This is a genomic window from Luteibacter jiangsuensis (assembly GCF_030812295.1).
Lineage (GTDB): Bacteria > Pseudomonadota > Gammaproteobacteria > Xanthomonadales > Rhodanobacteraceae > Luteibacter > Luteibacter jiangsuensis_A.
In genome coordinates this window covers 873,332-890,101 of record NZ_JAUSSK010000002.1, presented here as the reverse complement: position 1 = coordinate 890,101, position 16,770 = coordinate 873,332, and the positions used below count along the sequence as shown (strand labels likewise).

Annotated in this window: 16 protein-coding genes; 7 read left to right on the top strand and 9 right to left on the bottom strand. The window is 65.1% G+C overall.

The window, feature by feature from the left end:
* Positions 1-23: 23 nt before the first annotated feature.
* On the top strand, positions 24-1,562 hold the full coding sequence (ilvA, locus tag J2T07_RS09230) for a threonine ammonia-lyase, biosynthetic (protein WP_306849202.1): 1,539 nt from the start codon (positions 24-26) through the stop codon (positions 1,560-1,562).
* A 7-nt stretch (positions 1,563-1,569) separates the two neighbouring features.
* On the opposite strand, the gene J2T07_RS09225 is transcribed toward ilvA, so the two are convergent.
* The 5 genes from J2T07_RS09225 to J2T07_RS09205 are packed head-to-tail and all read right to left on the bottom strand — an operon-like array spanning position 1,570 to position 5,674.
* Entirely contained in the window at positions 1,570-2,460 is an 891-nt protein-coding gene (locus J2T07_RS09225) for a cytochrome c oxidase subunit 3 (protein ID WP_306849200.1), read from the bottom strand.
* Positions 2,461-2,495: 35 nt separating this feature from the next.
* Positions 2,496-2,621 carry a hypothetical protein gene (locus tag J2T07_RS09220; protein ID WP_306849199.1) on the bottom strand — a complete coding sequence of 42 codons (126 nt, stop codon included), beginning with the start codon at positions 2,619-2,621 and terminating at the stop codon, positions 2,496-2,498.
* 3 nt (positions 2,622-2,624) lie between these two features.
* Complete coding sequence (gene ctaD / locus J2T07_RS09215) at positions 2,625-4,238, bottom strand: cytochrome c oxidase subunit I (RefSeq protein WP_306849197.1); 1,614 nt, start codon at positions 4,236-4,238, stop codon at positions 2,625-2,627.
* Between the two features lie 33 nt (positions 4,239-4,271).
* Entirely contained in the window at positions 4,272-5,171 is a 900-nt protein-coding gene (gene coxB / locus J2T07_RS09210) for a cytochrome c oxidase subunit II (protein ID WP_306849195.1), read from the bottom strand.
* 20 nt (positions 5,172-5,191) lie between these two features.
* Positions 5,192-5,674, bottom strand: coding sequence for a DUF2244 domain-containing protein (locus tag J2T07_RS09205; RefSeq protein ID WP_306849193.1), 483 nt, complete (start codon positions 5,672-5,674; stop codon positions 5,192-5,194).
* Positions 5,675-5,845: 171 nt separating this feature from the next.
* On the opposite strand from J2T07_RS09205, the gene putA reads away from it, so the two are divergent.
* The 5 genes from putA to J2T07_RS09180 all read left to right on the top strand — a co-directional run bounded on the left by putA (position 5,846) and on the right by J2T07_RS09180 (position 12,015).
* Positions 5,846-9,007 carry a bifunctional proline dehydrogenase/L-glutamate gamma-semialdehyde dehydrogenase PutA gene (gene putA, locus J2T07_RS09200; RefSeq protein WP_306849191.1) on the top strand — a complete coding sequence of 1,054 codons (3,162 nt, stop codon included), beginning with the start codon at positions 5,846-5,848 and terminating at the stop codon, positions 9,005-9,007.
* A gap of 139 nt (positions 9,008-9,146) precedes the next feature.
* A complete protein-coding gene (locus J2T07_RS09195) occupies positions 9,147-9,650 on the top strand; it encodes a hypothetical protein (protein WP_306849189.1) in 504 nt (167 codons plus the stop codon).
* Between the two features lie 155 nt (positions 9,651-9,805).
* Positions 9,806-10,258: a DUF2599 domain-containing protein gene (locus J2T07_RS09190; protein WP_306849186.1), complete on the top strand. Its 453-nt coding sequence runs from the start codon at positions 9,806-9,808 to the stop codon at positions 10,256-10,258.
* A 90-nt stretch (positions 10,259-10,348) separates the two neighbouring features.
* The gene (locus J2T07_RS09185) at positions 10,349-10,948 is read left to right on the top strand and encodes a hypothetical protein (RefSeq protein ID WP_306849184.1); all 600 of its coding nucleotides are present in this window, start codon (positions 10,349-10,351) and stop codon (positions 10,946-10,948) included.
* A gap of 119 nt (positions 10,949-11,067) precedes the next feature.
* Positions 11,068-12,015, top strand: coding sequence for a hypothetical protein (locus J2T07_RS09180; RefSeq protein WP_306849182.1), 948 nt, complete (start codon positions 11,068-11,070; stop codon positions 12,013-12,015).
* 47 nt (positions 12,016-12,062) lie between these two features.
* Here J2T07_RS09180 and dcp read toward each other — a convergent pair whose 3' ends face one another.
* From dcp to bioD, 3 genes are all read right to left on the bottom strand, one after another.
* Positions 12,063-14,243, bottom strand: coding sequence for a peptidyl-dipeptidase Dcp (gene dcp, locus J2T07_RS09175; RefSeq protein WP_306849180.1), 2,181 nt, complete (start codon positions 14,241-14,243; stop codon positions 12,063-12,065).
* A 109-nt stretch (positions 14,244-14,352) separates the two neighbouring features.
* A complete protein-coding gene (locus tag J2T07_RS09170) occupies positions 14,353-14,688 on the bottom strand; it encodes a hypothetical protein (protein WP_306849178.1) in 336 nt (111 codons plus the stop codon).
* Between the two features lie 37 nt (positions 14,689-14,725).
* A complete protein-coding gene (gene bioD / locus J2T07_RS09165; protein WP_306849176.1) occupies positions 14,726-15,397 on the bottom strand; it encodes a dethiobiotin synthase in 672 nt (223 codons plus the stop codon).
* 74 nt (positions 15,398-15,471) lie between these two features.
* Between bioD and J2T07_RS09160 the strand changes: the two genes are divergently transcribed.
* The gene (locus J2T07_RS09160) at positions 15,472-15,960 is read left to right on the top strand and encodes a GAF domain-containing protein (RefSeq protein ID WP_306849174.1); all 489 of its coding nucleotides are present in this window, start codon (positions 15,472-15,474) and stop codon (positions 15,958-15,960) included.
* Between the two features lie 12 nt (positions 15,961-15,972).
* Here the strand turns inward: J2T07_RS09160 and yihA are convergent, their stop codons facing one another.
* Positions 15,973-16,617 (bottom strand): ribosome biogenesis GTP-binding protein YihA/YsxC, encoded by a 645-nt coding sequence (yihA, locus tag J2T07_RS09155; RefSeq protein WP_306849172.1) that lies wholly within the window; start codon positions 16,615-16,617, stop codon positions 15,973-15,975.
* Positions 16,618-16,770: the final 153 nt, after the last annotated feature.

Below are 16,770 nucleotides of genomic sequence, written 5' to 3'. Positions count from 1 at the left end.
CGCCCGACCGGAGACATGTTTCGATGCAAGCCCCTGCCCCAGACGCCGCCGACTACCTCCGCCGCATCCTCAATGCACGTGTCTACGACGTCGCGCGGCGTACCGAGTTGCAGCACGCCACCGTGCTTTCCGAGCAACTGGGACACGACATCCTTCTCAAGCGCGAAGACACCCAGCCGGTGTCGTCGTTCAAGTTACGCGGCGCATACAACCGCATCAGCGGCCTTCCCGCCGACGTGCTGGCGCGAGGGATCATCACCGCGTCGGCGGGCAACCACGCGCAAGGTGTCGCCTGGTCGGCGGCGCAACTTGGCGCGCCTGCGGTCATCGTCGTGCCGCAGACCGCTCCACGCGTCAAGGTGGATGCCACCCGCCGCTTCGGCGGCCCGACGGTCGAAGTCGTGGAGGCCGGCGAGTCGTACAACGAAGCGTTCGCGCACGCATTGGCGCTCCAGCGCGAACGGGGCATGACCTTCATTCCCGCCTTCGACGATCCGGACGTGATCGCGGGGCAAGGTACCGTGGCCATGGAGATCCTCGGCCAGCACCAGGGCCGGATCGATGCCATCTTCGTGCCCATCGGCGGCGGCAGCCTCGCCGCCGGCGTCGCGACCTACGTGAAGATGGTACGTGCGGACATCCGGGTGATCGGCGTGCAGACCCACGATTCCTGCGCGATGGCGCGATCGATCGAGGCGGGCCATCGCGTCGAACTGCCGGAGGTCGGGCTGTTTTCCGACGGAACGGCCGTCAAGCTGGTCGGCGAGGAGACGTTCCGGTTATGCAGGGATTATCTGGACGACGTGATCCTCGTCGACACCGATGAGGTCTGCCTGGCCATCAAGGACATCTACAAGGACACGCGGCGCTTCGTCGAACCGGCGGGCGCCCTGGCCGTGGCGGGAGCACGCCGATATGCCTCGCAAGCCGGAGCGCAACGGCTCACGCTGGTGGCGATCACCTCGGGCGCCAACCTCAACATCGATCGCATCCGCTTCATCGCCGAACGCGCCGCCGTGGGCGAATCGCGCGAGGCGATCTTCGCCGTCAGCATTCCCGAGGAACGCGGCAGCTTCCTGCACTTCTGCGAACTGGTAGGCGAGCGCAACGTCACCGAGTTCAACTATCGCTTGGGAACGGACGACAAGGCACGGATCTTCGTGGGCTTGCAGATCGACGACAGGGCCGACGAGGCGCCGCTCGCGGCGACCTTCGAGGCCGCCGGTTTCTCCGTCGTCAACCTGGGCGGCGATGAACTCGCGACCCAGCACATCCGCCACATGGTCGGCGGCCGTTCGACGGGCGCGCAAGGCGAGCGGTTGTTCCGTTTCGAATTCCCCGAGCGACCCGGCGCGCTGATGCGCTTTCTCCGCTCGATGTCGCCGGAGTGGAACATCAGCCTGTTCCACTACCGGAACCAGGGCGCCGATTGCAGCTCCACCTTGGTCGGCATCCAGGCCGGCGCGGACGACGATGCCGCGCTGACCCAATTCCTCGACCGGCTCGGCTATCCGTACCGCGAGGAAACCGCCAACCCGGCCTATCGCCTGTTTCTTCGGTGAACGCCGGTCAGAGCACGTAGACGAAGAGGAACAGCGCCAGCCAGACCACGTCGACGAAATGCCAGTACCACGCGACCGCCTCGAAGCCGAAGTGGTCGTCCTTGGAGAAGTGGCCCTTCGCGCAGCGCACCCAGATGATCGCCAGCATGATCGTGCCCAGGGTCACGTGCATGCCGTGGAAGCCGGTGAGCATGAAGAACGTGGCGCCGTAGACACCACTGCCGAGGGTGAGGTTGAAGTGCTCGTAGGCCTCCGCGTATTCGTGGGCCTGGAACCACAGGAACAGGCAGCCCAGCAGCACGGTGGCGCCGAGGCCGATCAGCAGTGTCTTGCGGTGACCCGCCTTCAGCGCGTGGTGCGCGATGGTGATGGTCACGCCCGACGACAGCAGGATCAGCGTGTTGAGCAGGGGCAGGCCCCACGCCGGAATGGTCTGGAACGAACCGCCGATCTTCTCCGGGCCGCCGCCACCGCTGGCACCCCATGCGGCTTCGTAGCCTTGCCAGACGAACTGGTGGGTGAGCACGCCGTGGCCTTCACCACCCAGCCAGGGCACCGCGAAGAGCCGGGCGTAGAACAGCGCACCGAAGAAGGCACCGAAGAACATCACTTCGGAGAAGATGAACCACATCATGCCCATGCGGAACGAGCGGTCCACCTGGCCGTTGTAGTTGCCGGCCAGCGATTCGTTGATCACCGAACGGAACCAGCCGAAGAACATGCCCAGGATCATGGCGATGCCGACCCAGAACAGCGGCTTGCCGAAGCCGCCCTCGCCAGGCTGCGCGTTCAGCCAGTGCGCGGCACCGAACACGGTGACGAACATCGAGACCGCTGCCACGATGGGCCAGTAGCTCTTGCTCGGTACGAAATAGACGTCTTGTTGCTGGTGACCCATGGTGGTTTCCCGTGGATGTCGCTTGTTTTAGCCGGTCAGATCTTCAGCATCTGCACGATCGAGAGCAGGAACACCGCCACGGCGAAACCGCCCGCGATCAGCGCCGTGCGGCGGGCGCGCTTACGGCGCGCCCCGATCTCGATGTCCGTGGTGTCCTGCATCGATCAGTGTTCCGTGTTGCCGTGGGCGAGCTCGTCGTCATGGATGACGGGCGGCACGTCGAAGGTATGGAACGGCGCCGGCGACGGCACGGTCCACTCCAGGCCCTTGGCGCCTTCCCACGAGCGGTCGGCGGCCTTCTTCTTGGAGAAGAACACGCAGTGGATGACCACGCCCAGGAAGATCAGCTGCGAGGCACCGAACCAAAAGCCACCGATCGAACTGATCATGTTGAAGTTGGCGAAGGCCACGTTGTAGTCGGGAATGCGGCGTGGCATGCCGGCGAGGCCGAGGAAGTGCTGCGGGAAGAACAGCACGTTGACCGAGATGACGCTGGACCAGAAGTGGATCTTGCCCCAGGTCTCGCTGTACATGTTGCCCGACCACTTCGGGATCCAGTAATACGCGGCGGCCATGATGGAGAACGCGGCGCCGGTCACCAGCACGTAGTGGAAGTGCGCCACGACGAAGTACGTGTCGTGGTACTGGAAATCAGCCGGGGCCAGCGCGAGCATCAGGCCGGAGAAGCCGCCGATGGTGAACAGGATCACGAAGGCGATCGAGAACAGCATCGGCGTCTCGAAGGTCATCGAACCACCCCACATCGTGGACACCCAGTTGAAGACCTTCACGCCCGTCGGCACCGCGATCAGCATCGTCGCGTACATGAAGAAGATCTCCGCGCCCATCGGCAGGCCCACGGCGAACATGTGGTGCGCCCAGACGATGAACGAGAGGAAGGCGATGGAGGCGATGGCGAACACCATCGCGCGATAGCCGAAGATCGGCTTCCGGGCGAAGGTGGGGATGATCTCCGAGATGATCCCGAACGCGGGCAGGATCATGATGTAGACCTCGGGATGCCCGAAGAACCAGAAGATGTGCTGGAACAGCACCGGGTCACCGCCGCCGGCGGCATTGAAGAAGTTGGTGTGGAAGTACTTGTCGGTCAGCAGCATGGTGACCGCGCCTGCCAGCACCGGCATCACCGCGATCAGCAGGAACGCCGTGATGAGCCAGCTCCACACGAACACGGGCATCTTCAGCAGGTCCATGCCCGGCGCGCGCATGTTCAGGATGGTCGCGATGATGTTGATCGCACCCATGATCGAGCTGATGCCCATGAGATGGACGGCGAAGATCGTGTACGCGATGGACTCACCCTGCAACGACAGCGGCGGATACATCGTCCAGCCACCGGCGGGGCCACCGCCCGGCATGAACAGTGTCGACAGCAACAGGATGAACGCGAACGGCATGATCCAGAAGGACAGGTTGTTCATGCGCGGCAGCGCCATGTCGGGCGCGCCGACCATGAGCGGGATCATCCAGTTCGCCAGGCCCACGAACGAAGGCATGATCGCGCCGAAGATCATCACCAGCGCGTGCATCGTCGTCATTTCGTTGAAGAAATACGGCTGCACGAGCTGCATGCCTGGCTTGAACAGCTCCGCGCGGATGACCATCGCGAAAGCGCCGCCGATGAAGAACATCGTCAGCGAGAAGATCAGGTACAGCGTACCGATGTCCTTGTGGTTCGTGGACATCACCCATCGCTGGAAGAACCCCTTCGGGGCCCCATGGTGATCGTGGTGGTCGTGGGTGGCTGCGTGCGCCATGGCCTTGCACCTCTACCTTAAAACGTAAGCGGGTTAACCCTGGGGGGCCGGGGCGGGAGCGTTCTGGGCGGTCTGCGCGGCCTTGCGTACCTTGGCCTCGTCTTCCTGCGTCGCCAGCCACTGTTCGAATTCGGCCTTGGGCACGGCCTTGACCACGATCGGCATGAAGCCGTGGTCCTGGCCGCAAAGTTCGGCGCACTGGCCGCGGTAGACACCAGGCTCCTTGATCTTGGTCCAGGCCGCGTTGGCGATGCCCGGGATCGCGTCCATCTTCCAGCCCAGCGCCGGCACCCACCACGAGTGGATGACGTCGCCGCCGACGATGATGAAGCGGATCTTGGTGCCGACCGGGACCACGAGGGGCTTGTCCACGTCCAGCAGATAGGTGTGATACCCGTCGACCTGGATCTTGTCCGGATCGAGGTTGGACTTGAGCTGGCGGGTGCGGTCGGAGGTTTCTTCCAACTTCGACATGAAGCCGACCTGGTCGACGCCCTTGCCCTTGTAGTCGACATAGTCGTAGCGCCACTTCCACTGGTAACCGGTGACCTTGATGGTCATATCGGCGTTGGTGGTATCGGCGAACGAGGTGAGGCCACCGGTCGCCAGGTGGGCCAGGAAGATCAGGATGATGACCGGGACGACAGTCCAGACCACTTCGAGCTTGGTGCTGTGCGTCCACTTCTCCGCCACGGCGCCGCGCGACTTGCGGAAGCGGAACATGGCCACGAACATGGCGCCGAAGACGACGACGCCGATGACCACGCAGACCCACAGGGCCACCATGTGCATGGCGTAGGGCGACCACTCCGCGGCGCCCTTGGTCATGTTCAGCTGGTTCGGTTCCGGGTTGGCCCAGGCCGTCCCTCCGAACAGCGCGAAGGCGCCCGCCGCCCACGCCGATACCGATCGTCCGATGCCGCCAGATGTCATGTCTTGCACCTTTATTGAACCTACCTGCGCCTCTGGCCGGAAACGTCGGACAGCAGCACCATGAGTTTCCTTGACGCCTCGACCCTTTCCTCTTCCCCAAGGAAAGCGCCGATTTCCAGCTCGTTGCCGTGCGACGTGAGCAACAGACGCTTTCGCCCGTCCCCCGGTGCCAGCCCTACCTTCAACCAGTACGTCTGGAACCGGACCGTCCGGTGTCCCGGCACGGCACGAACCTCCAGCATATCCGGCCCTATCGCGATACGTTCACCCCTGCCGCCGGCCCGCCAGGCCGCGCCAAGCGCGAACCCCACGACGAAGGCCTCCACCAGGGCGAACACGGGAGCAAACACATTCCCCTGCCATGCACCGAGTGACGCCGTCGCCAGGGCCATCGCCGCCAGGCCGATGATCAGTCGACGCAGACCGCGCTTGTCCAACGCACGGTTGGGCTTGAGCCACAACACGCGCGGCTGACCCGCGGCGGTCGGTCGAAGCACGATCATGGGGACCCGGCGTGCCTGGAACGTTGGGATGATAGGGCGCTAGTCAGGAAGCGGCAAGGTTGGAAGACGGCGCGTTGTCGCACCCGGCATGCGTGGCCGCGCCAGCGCGCCGCACCGCAATAACACACGAGGGGCCGGGAACCCTACAATGGGCGGTCTCCCCCGCCCCCTATGCCCCAAGTGAATCCCACCATCCTTCGTTCCGAACTCCCGACCGGCGCCGAGCCGGCGCGTGCGCGCATCACGGCTGCCTGGCTGCGCGACGAAACCGAGGCCGTCAACGACCTGCTGGCCCAGGCTACCCTGCCCCCGACCGAGCGCGAGCACGTGATCGACGTCGCCGCGGGCCTGGTCACGCGCGTCCGCGCGCGGGCCAAGGACCAGAGCGCGGTCGAGTCCTTCATGCGCCAGTACGACCTTTCCTCCGAGGAGGGCGTGCTGCTGATGTGCGTCGCCGAGGCGCTGCTGCGCATCCCCGACAAGGCCACGGCCGACAAGCTGATTCGCGACAAGCTGGGCGAGGCGGACTGGAAGAAGCACCTGGGCCGCAGCGAGTCGCTGTTCGTCAATGCTTCCACCTGGGGCCTGATGCTCACCGGCCACCTGGTGAACCTCGCGGAGGAAACCCGCCACGACTTCAGCTCCGCGCTGCGCCGTCTCGTCGGCCGCGCGGGCGAGCCGGTGGTGCGCCTGGCCGTGCGCCAGGCCATGCGGATCATGGGCCACCAGTTCGTGATGGGCCGCACCATCAAGGAAGCGCTCGACCGCTCCGCCGAGAAGGAGCACGCGGTCTATCGCTATTCGTACGACATGCTCGGCGAATCCGCGCTCACCCAGGCCACCGCGGAGCGCTACCAGCAGGACTACCGCGACGCGATCAACGCGCTCGGCGCACGCGGCCCGTTTCCGAGCAATCTGGAAGCCCCGTCGATCTCGGTGAAGCTCTCGGCGCTGCATCCGCGCTACGAGGTCGCCAACCGCGCCCGCGCCCGCGCCGAACTGGGCGCGAAGCTGCTCGAACTCTCGCAGCTGGCGTTCAAGAACGGCATCGCCCTATCGGTGGATGCCGAGGAGGCCGATCGCCTCGAGCTCTCGCTCGACATCATCGGCGATGTCTTCGAGCATCCGTCGCTGGAAGGCTGGAATGGCCTGGGCATCGTCATCCAGGCCTACCAGAAGCGCGCGCCGTTCGTGATCGACTGGGTCACCGAGAAGGCCCGCGCCACCGGCCGCCGCTGGTTCGTGCGCCTGGTGAAGGGCGCTTACTGGGACGCGGAGATCAAGCGCGCCCAGGAGAACGGGCTTTCCGGGTACCCGGTATACACGCGCAAGCCGAACACCGACGTCTCCTACCTCGCCTGCGCCCGGCGCCTGTTCGCCGCCGGCGGCGATGCCGTGTACCCGCAGTTCGCCACGCACAACGCGCACACCATCGCCGCGATCCACCATATCGCGCAGGGCCGCCCGTACGAGAACCAGCGCCTGCACGGCATGGGCGCGGATCTCTACGCCGAGGTGATCGGCAAGGACAAGCTCAACGTACCCTGCCGCGTCTACGCGCCGGTCGGCAGCCACGAGGACCTGCTCCCCTACCTGGTCCGCCGGCTGCTAGAGAACGGCGCGAACACCAGCTTCGTCAATCGCGTGGTCGACGAGAGCGTTCCGGTGCGCGACCTCGTCGCCGATCCGTGCGAAACGGTGCGCGCCTTCGCCTCCATTCCCCACCCCCGCATCCCCTTGCCGGTCAATCTCTACGGTGAACTTCGGAAGAACTCCATGGGCATGAACTTCGCTAACGACAACGAGCTCAACGAACTCGCCGACGCCGTCAACAATCACAGCGGCCCCTGGACCGCGGCGCCCCTGGTCGCCGGCGGTGGGACCGGCGGCGCGAAGGTCGAGGTCACCGACCCATCGGATCGCCGCCGCATCATCGGTACCGTGGAAAACGCCGATCCGGCCCTCGTCGACCAGGCCCTGGCCGCCGCCGTGAAGGCGCAACCGGGCTGGGACCGCCTTCCGGCCGCCAGCCGCGCCGCCATCCTCGAGCACGCCGCCGAACAGCTGGAACACAACCGCGCCGAGTTCATCGCGCTGTGCGTGCGCGAGGCGGGCAAGAGCCTGCCGGACGCCATCGCCGAGATCCGCGAGGCCGCCGATTTCCTGCGCTACTACGCCACGATGGCGCGCCGCTTGTTCGGCCAGCCCGAACAGCTGCCGGGCCCCACCGGCGAAAGCAACCAGTTGTTCCTCAACGGCCGTGGCGTGTTCGTCTGCATCAGCCCGTGGAACTTCCCGCTGGCGATCTTCCTCGGCCAGGTGGCCGCCGCCCTCGCCGCAGGCAATTCGGTGATCGCCAAGCCGGCGGAACAGACCTCGCTGGTCGGCTATGCGGCGGTGAGGTTGCTGCACGCGGCCGGCGTGCCGGCCGATGTCCTGCAATACCTGCCCGGCGACGGCGCCACCGTCGGTGCCGCGCTCACCCGCGACCCGCGCGTGGCCGGCGTGGCCTTCACCGGCTCGACCGAAACCGCCTGGGCGATCAACCGCGCGCTGGCCGCGCGCAACGCGCCGATCGCCGCCCTGGTCGCCGAGACCGGCGGCCAGAACGCCATGATCGCCGACTCCTCGGCCCTGCCAGAGCAGATCGTCAAGGATGTCATCGCCTCGGCCTTCCAGTCCGCCGGCCAGCGTTGCTCCGCCGCGCGCGTGCTGTTCGTGCAGGAAGACATCGCCGACAAGGTGATCGCGATGCTCGCCGGCGCGATGGCCGAACTGAAGGTCGGCGATCCGGGCCAGCTGTCGACCGACGTGGGCCCCGTGATCGACGAGGACGCCCGCCAGATCCTCGTCGACCACGCCGCGCGCATGGACCGCGAGGCGAAGAAGATCGCCGAGGTGGCCTTGCCGGAATCCGCCGCCCATGGCACGTATTTCGCTCCGCGCGCGTATGAGATTCCTTCGTTGGCCACACTCACCCGGGAGATCTTCGGTCCGGTGCTGCACGTGATCCGCTGGAAGGGTTCGGAACTGGACAAAGTCGTCGAGCAGATCAACGGCACCGGCTTCGGCCTCACGCTGGGCATCCACAGTCGCATCGACGACACGATCGAGTACATCCAGAGCCGCGCGCGCGTGGGCAACTGCTACGTCAACCGCAACCAGATCGGCGCGGTGGTCGGCGTGCAGCCGTTCGGCGGCGAGGGCCTCTCGGGCACCGGCCCGAAAGCGGGCGGTCCGCACTATCTGCTCCGCTTCGCCGGTGAGCGCACGCTCACCATCAACACTACCGCCGCGGGCGGCAACGCCTCGCTACTCACGATCGGCGAGTAACGCCGACAGGCGAGCCACCCGGACCGCGCCCGTGAGGGCGCGGTTTTTTATGGACGCTTTTTTTGCGCATTCGACTTCCTGCCGCGCGGCTAGAATGCCCGGCGGCCGTCGTGGCCGCGATGGATTCCAGGGAGGAATCATGCGCAACCGTACAAGCATCGCCCTGTTGGCAGCCCTCACCGTTCCTGGCGCGGCCACCGCGCAAACCGTGATCGAACCCTTCAACCATCTCCCGGCGCAGACGATCGAGTCAGGCCGCCCGCTCGTCCTCGAGCACTTCGATATCGACATACTCGGTTCCGCCGCGGCGGCCATCAAACCCGCGACGCACGACGACGACATCGCTTCCGGCATGACCCTCGGCATACCCGAAGGCCATTCGCTCGCCACGATGTTCTTCTACTTCAAGCAACCATGGCACCGCGTGGATTTCACCCTGGTCGTTCCGCCTTCCCATCCGCTGATCCAGTCCGTCGCGATGCTTTACGGCAACGCAGAACATCCCTATGCCATGACGATCTGGCACAGCGCGGCCGGACATCGCGTTCGCCTTTCCCTGAGCCAGCCAGACGGGACGCCGTTCACGTCGATGCTCCTGCATCTGCAGCGAGGCGCCTACATCGACAACGTCGAACTGCGCTGACGGCCCATGCCATGGATCGCTAAGCCGTTTCGGCAAGGCGATGGCGAAGACCGTGTCCGGCAATGGACCCGGTCTCCGCCACGATCCGGAGCGAACGGATCGCCGATGGTACGATCACAGCCGCTCACCACGAGCATCCAGGGAAAGGAATCCTCATGGACAACAGGACATGGAATGCAGCCCGCATCCTCGTCATCGCGCTCGCCATCCTGGGCGCAGGAACGGCCTGCACGCATGGCGACGCCAGACAGGCCAAGGCCGGGCGCCCCGCTACCGGCGACTGCCCACCGCCGTACATCTCGAATGGCGTGTGGAGCCTCGATGAGTACGGGCCCGTGCTGGCGATCACGCCCACGGATTGCGGACGCAAGGTCGTCGGCGCCGAGGTCGATTCGTTGATCCTGGAAGCCATCGAGAAGTTCGGCAACAACCCGCGCCTTACAAGAAACCTCTTCGGGTCGATGAACCAGCTGGCGTGCCACGTGAAACTTTTCCCCGACAAGCCGACATGGAACCTCGAGCCTGAGCGTCCGTACGTCGGACTCGAGAATACCGAAGCCGCCGAATGCAATCCCTCGGTCGCCGTTCCCGATCAGCCCTACTATTGACCGGTGCTCCGGCACGCCTACGCCATAAGGCGTATTGCGACGTGCACAAGCACCTTGCTTAGCTAGCGGTTCACCAGGGAGGGTTGCGACATGACGTTGCCACTACGGATCACGCCCGTGCTATCGACGGGTTCAGGGAACGCACTGCCGGGAGTCCCGGCCGGCCGAACGGAGCGAGGCGGGAAGAGCCACTCATGGGACGATCCGCGCCTGCGCTCACTGCTCGAGGGCCACGGAGGCGTGCTCGGTCCTTGCGCGATCGAGCAGCACTTCGGCGATGAACACCTTGGCCTCGTCAGGGCGGGAGAGATGCTCGCGCTACCCGCGCTCGTGATCGTCGCAGGCGAGGCCGACGCGATCATCGAGCAGTCCGACGACGGCAACGTACTGACCGGCCGGCGCAGTTCCTCGAACGACTGCCGCCTGATCTTCCGGCACGCATACGGGCGCGTGCGCTGCACCATGCGTACCGTGGGAAACACGGGAGATGTACATATCGGCCTGCTCGAGCATCGCCGCTTCGACGAGGTGCAGGCCGTTAACCTGCTGCGTCCGAGAGGCAGCCGTGGCGACACCCGCGGCAGCCTGTGGACGACGATCGAATACCGCGCCGATCCCCTGTGCGAGTTGCAAGGCATCGCATGGCGTGGTGGACTCATCCAGATCGCGAGCATCTCGCTGTCGCCCTGAGCGGTGCAAAGCGCAATTTCAACTTGCGTTCGCGCCCTTGTCAGCCGCACCTCATCCGCGCGCGCTGCTATCCTGCGCGCGGCCATTGAGGCCGTACTGACATTCCAGGGAGGAATGAATTGAAACGCACTCTGTTATCCGCAATCGTTCCGGCAATCATCGCACTCGCCCCAGGCACCGCGTGGTCCGTGCGCGGTGTCGATCTCGAAACCTTCGACCAGGCCCGCGCCGGCATCATCCAACCCGGCGACGAACTCAAGCTCGAACATTTCCGCATCGCGGCCATGAATGACGGCGCCGCCGTCATCAAGCCCGTCGAACAACCGGATGACCTTGCCTATGGTCTTGCATTGGGCGGTGTCGAACGGGCCGGCCCCGCGTCCGTCGACATTCAGTTCGACAAACCACTGCGAAGCGTGGCGTTCACCGTCGTCTTGCCACCTGGCGCGCCAGCACTCGCATCCACGGCTACCCTCTACATCGATGAACGGGAGCGACAGTCGCTCGCACTCCAGCACGGCACGACAATCAACCGGCTGCGGCTCATCATGAGCTTGCCGGAAGAGCAAGTCTTCAACAGGCTTTCATTGCAATTGCAGCGCGGCGCATACATCGACGGCGTCGAAATGCATTCGCCCCCTATTACCGACGGTACGCTGATCGACTTCGATGAGCTCCCTACGGGCACGCTACAGGGCTTGATCGACCAGGGTCACTACATCATCCTCGCCAATTCCAGCGGACTGGAAATCACGGCCTCTAGCGACGGGGAAACCTCGGGACAGGTGCTGGGCAGCACCGAGGCGGCAGGCAACGATGCCCTCCTGATGTATCGCACGGTACGCAACTCCCTGGATCTCACCGTCGTACCCGATCCGTCGGGCGAGCCGGCCACTATCGAGTTCCTCGAAGCCCCTGATTTCACCACGCTGCACTCGATTCGCATCGATCCGGCGAGCGGGCCGCAACGCCTGTCGTTCACGGCTCCGAGAGGATCGAGCCTGCAGGGCATGCGCTGGACCGGTGGAAAGCTGCGCATCGACGAGGTGATGCTTCGATCCAGATAAGGAAAGGGCCCCTCGGGGCCCTTTCTCGTATCGACAGGGGTCGGAACTTATTTCAACCCACGATCCTTGAGCATCGGCTCGATGCTCGGGTCCTTGCCGCGGAAATCGCGATAGAGCTTGCCCAGTTCGACGGTGTTTCCCCGGGAGAGGATCTTGTCGCGGAAGACCTGGCCATTCTCGCGAGTGAGCCCGCCGTGCTCCTTGAACCACTCGAAGGCGTCGGAATCGAGCATCTGCGTCCACAGGTAGGCGTAGTAGCCCGCGGCGTAACCATTGCCCCAGATGTGCTGGAAGTAGCTCGAGCGATAGCGCGGAGGCACCTGAGGCAACGTGAAGCCCGCGTGCTTCAGCGCGTTGGCTTCGAACGTATCCACGTCCTGCTGGGCGCCGCCCGGCGGCAGCATGTGCCACTGCATGTCCAGCAGGGCGGCGGAAATCAACTCGCTCATTGCATAGCCCTGGTTGAAGCTGTGCGCCTTCTTGATCTTCTCCACCAGCTCGGCCGGCATGGGCGCGCCGGTCTGGTAGTGCTTCGCGTAATGGGCGAATACCTGCGGATCGGATGCCCACTGTTCGTTCAACTGCGAGGGAAACTCGACGAAATCGCGCGCGGTGCTGGTGCCGGAAAGCGAGGGGTACTGCGCGTCGGCGAACAGACCATGCAACGCGTGACCGAACTCATGGAACATCGTGGTCACGTCGTCGAACGAGAGCAGTGCCGGCTGGCCCGCGGCCGGCTTGGTGAAGTTGGCGACGTTGTACACCACCGGCTTGGTACCGAACAGCTTCGACTGGTCGACGAGGTTGCTCATCCACGCGCCGCCGTTCTTGTTGTCGCGCTTGAAGTAGTCGCAATAGAACAGTGCCATCGAGGTACCGTCCTTGTCGAACACCTCGAACACACGCACGTCCGGCTGCCACACCGGGATGTCCTTGCGCTCCTTGAAGGTGATGCCGTAGAGCTGGGTGGCTGCGTAGAACACACCATTCTGCAGCACGTTGTCGAGCTCGAAATACGGCTTGATCTGCGCTTCGTCCAGGTCGTACTTGGCCTTTCGCACCTTCTCGGCATAATGGTCCCAGTCCCAGGCCTGGACCTTGAAGCCACCCTTCTCCTGGTCGATCACTTGCTGGATATCCTTCGATTCGGCCGTCGCGCGGGCGACGGCTGCAGGCGCCAGGCGTTCCATGAACTTCTCGGCGGCTTCGGGCGTCTTCGCCATCTGGTCGTCGAGCTTCCACGCCGCGTAGTTCGGGAACCCGAGCAGCTTCGCGCGATCGGCGCGCAGCTGTGCGATGCGCGTGATGATCTGCCGCGTGTCGTTGGCGTCGCCGTGCTCGGCACGCTCCCAGGAGGCCTTGAACAACTTTTCACGCGTGGCGCGATCGTTCATCGCCTGTAGCGCCGGCTGCTGTGTCGTGTTCTGCAAGGTCACCACGAACTTGCCGTCGAGTTGACGATCCTTGGCGGCCGCGGCCGCGGCTTCGATGTCGGCATCGGACATGCCGTCGAGCGCCTTCCTGTCGTCGGCTACCAGGGCGGCGGCCTTGGTAGCGGCCAGCAACTGGTTGGTGAACTTCGTGCTGAGCGTCGACTCTTCCTTGTTCAGCGCCTTGAGCTTGCCCTTGTCCGCTTCGGAAAGCTTCGCGCCCTCATGGACGAAATCGTCATAGGTCACCTGGAGAAGACGGGCGGATTCCGGATCGAGGTTCAGCGAAGCGCGCTTCTCGTAGAGCGCTTCCACCCGCTTGAACAACTTGTCGTTGAGGTAGATCGCATCGCTATGCGCGGCGAGCTTCGGCGATTCCTCTTCCTCGACCTTCTGCAAGGTGTCGTTGGTGTTGGCACCGGTAAGCGTGCTGAACACGTTCTCGACGCGCTTGAGCAGGACGCCCGTCTTCTCCAGGGCGACGACGGTGTTCTCGAACGTGGGTTCCCCGGGCGCGTTGGCGATCGCCTCGACCTCGGCCAGCTGCTGCTTCATGCCTTCTTCCAGCGCGGGCTGGAAATCCGCATCCACGATCTTGTCGAACGGGGGGGCCTGGAACGGCAGCGAACTCTGGGTCAGCAACGGGTTCTCGTGCGCGGTGGTCGCCGCGGTCGTCGTAGGCGCGGGCGCGCTTCCCGGCGAGGCGGGCGCGGCGGCCTTGTCGGCTTCGTTGGACGATGAGCAGGCGGCGGTTAGGGCGATCGAAGTGGCGATCACGAGTGTGCGGACCTTGAGCATGGTCGAGGTATCCCCTGACGGTGAAAGTCACCGACTCTAGCCGTGGTGGCGTGTCCGGAACAACCGCCATCGGTCAGGGCGTTCCATCGCCGACAGGGTCGGCGATGTCTTACCGGGTGTCGCGAAGCTCCCAGCTGGATCCGATCAGGAGGTTCAGGCGGTGCTTCACGATCCGCATCGGCAACGAGGTGGTCAGCTTGACGTCGTTGCGGTCGTTCGAGAGCTCGCCCGTGGCGGACGCGGAAGCATCCGCCACCCCGAGGCTGGGGTCGACCTCGTCCGGCTCCGGCTGCTTGGCGCGCCAGCGCTGGAACAGGTCGTCGCTGCGCATCGCATCGGCGATGTCGGCGGCCAGTTTCTCCGGGCCGATGCCTTCGAAGGAAAGCTCCGGGTCCGGGCCCTTCGCCTTGCTCATGTCCTTGACGGAAAGATAGTAGGTGGTCATGGCTCGACTAGTTAGGATGAAACGCGTGAAGGGACCGTCAGCCCAGCGGGCCGAGGTCGAGGAGAACGGCCGCATCGGCAGGCGCCACGCCGTAGGGCAACACGCCCAGGCATGCTGCCGGCAGGTAGTCGCGCAACGTCTGGATGTTTTCCTCCCACAAGGGCATCGTCGGCTCGATCACGTTGGCGATCCAGCCCGCCAGTCGACAACCATCGGCCTGTATCGCCCGCGCCGTGAGGCGCGCATGACTGATGCAACCCAGGCGCACTCCGACCACCAGCACCACGGGCAGGTTCCAGCGTGAGGGCATGTCTTCGGTCGACATGCCTTCGGCCAGCGGCACCATCCAGCCACCCACGCCCTCGACCACCACGCGGTCGTAATCGCGTGCCAATAGCTGGAAGGCGGCATCGAGCGGCGGCCAATCGATAGGCTGTCCCGACCGTGAGGCGGCGAGATGCGGCGCCACGGCTTCCTCCAGCGCCACGGGATTGACCCGTTCGTACGCCGGGAGAGGCGCGCTGGCGGCCTGCAAATCGAGGGCATCCTGGTTGCGCATGCCTTCCGGGCCTCGCGCCGAACCGCTGGCGATGGGCTTCATCCCGGCCACGCGCTCGCCCGTCCTGCGGAATGCATGGACGAGGACCTGGGCGGCGTGCGTCTTGCCGATTCCCGTGTCGGTACCGGTGACAAAGATATGGCGCGACATCGTGCGACAGCCTTGCGGAACTTGGGACGTGGCACCATACACCGCCTCGCCCACGAATCGCTCCAGGAACCGCCATGTTCGAAACCAAGGCCATCGCCACCGACGACAAGGCCGCCCTGTACGCCGAACTGGTCCAGCAGGCCCAGGGCCTGATGCATGGCGAGCCGAACACGATCGCCAATGCCGCCAACTTCGCCGCGCTCGTCTACGACGCGGTGCCCGACCTCAACTGGGCAGGCTTCTACCTGTTCGACGGCACGGAACTGGTCGTCGGCCCGTTCCAGGGCAAGCCCGCCTGCATTCGCATCGCCGTGGGCCGCGGTGTCTGCGGCACGGCCGCGCAGACGCGGGAAACGCAGGTGATTCGCGACGTGCACGAATTCGATGGCCACATCGCCTGCGACGCGGCATCGAATTCCGAGATCGTGGTGCCCCTGGTGATGGCCGACGGCAGCCTGTTCGGCGTGTGGGACGTCGACAGCCCGTCGGTCGCTCGCTTCGACGACGAGGATCGCAAGGGCATGGAAGCGCTGTGCAGGGTGTTCATGGCAACCCTGGCGTAGGAGCGGTCCGCGTCAGAGTTCGTGCGGCCGGGGTGTCGCCAGCAGTTCCATCACCCGGGCACGCGCTTCCTCCACGCCGGTTTTCGCGGTCGAGGAAAAGACCTGCGCCGTGCCGGGCACGCCGTTCGCGCGGAAGTCCTTGCGCAAGGCCTCCAGCGCGGCGGACGCCTGGCCACGCGAGAGCTTGTCGGCCTTGGTCAGCAATACGTGGCAAGGCAGCTCGGTAGCCGCGCAGAAATCGAGCATCGTCCTGTCGAAATCCTTCAGCTCGTGGCGGATGTCCACGATCAGGACGATGCCGCGCAGGCTGCGGCGCATCTTCAGATAGGCGTCGATCTCGCCGCGCCAATGTTGGCGCATCGCCTCGGGCACCTTGGCGTAACCGTAGCCGGGCAGGTCCACCAGGCGGGCATCGACCGGCGCGGCGCCCTCCACCTTCAACGGCGGCAGGTCGAACACGACCATCAACTGCGTGCGCCCGGGCGTCTTCGAGGTCCTGGCCAGGCCGTTGTGCCCCGTGAGCGCGTTCAATGCGCTCGACTTGCCCGCGTTGGAGCGCCCCGCGAAGGCCACTTCGGCACCCTGGTCGTAGGGGAGCTGGGTGATTTCGTGGGCGGCCAGCACGAAACGGGCGCCATTGAGGGGATTGGAGGACATGGGTAAGTGGCCAGCGGGGCGCAAGGAAACGGAGGCCCGGCAGTGTATGCGATCGTGCCCGGCGGCGCGCGCGGTGCGGTTTGACCGGGCTCTCCCGCGCCCCCCATAATCTTTTGGTTGAGGCGCGGCAGGGTACGCGTCCCGGTCCGGAAA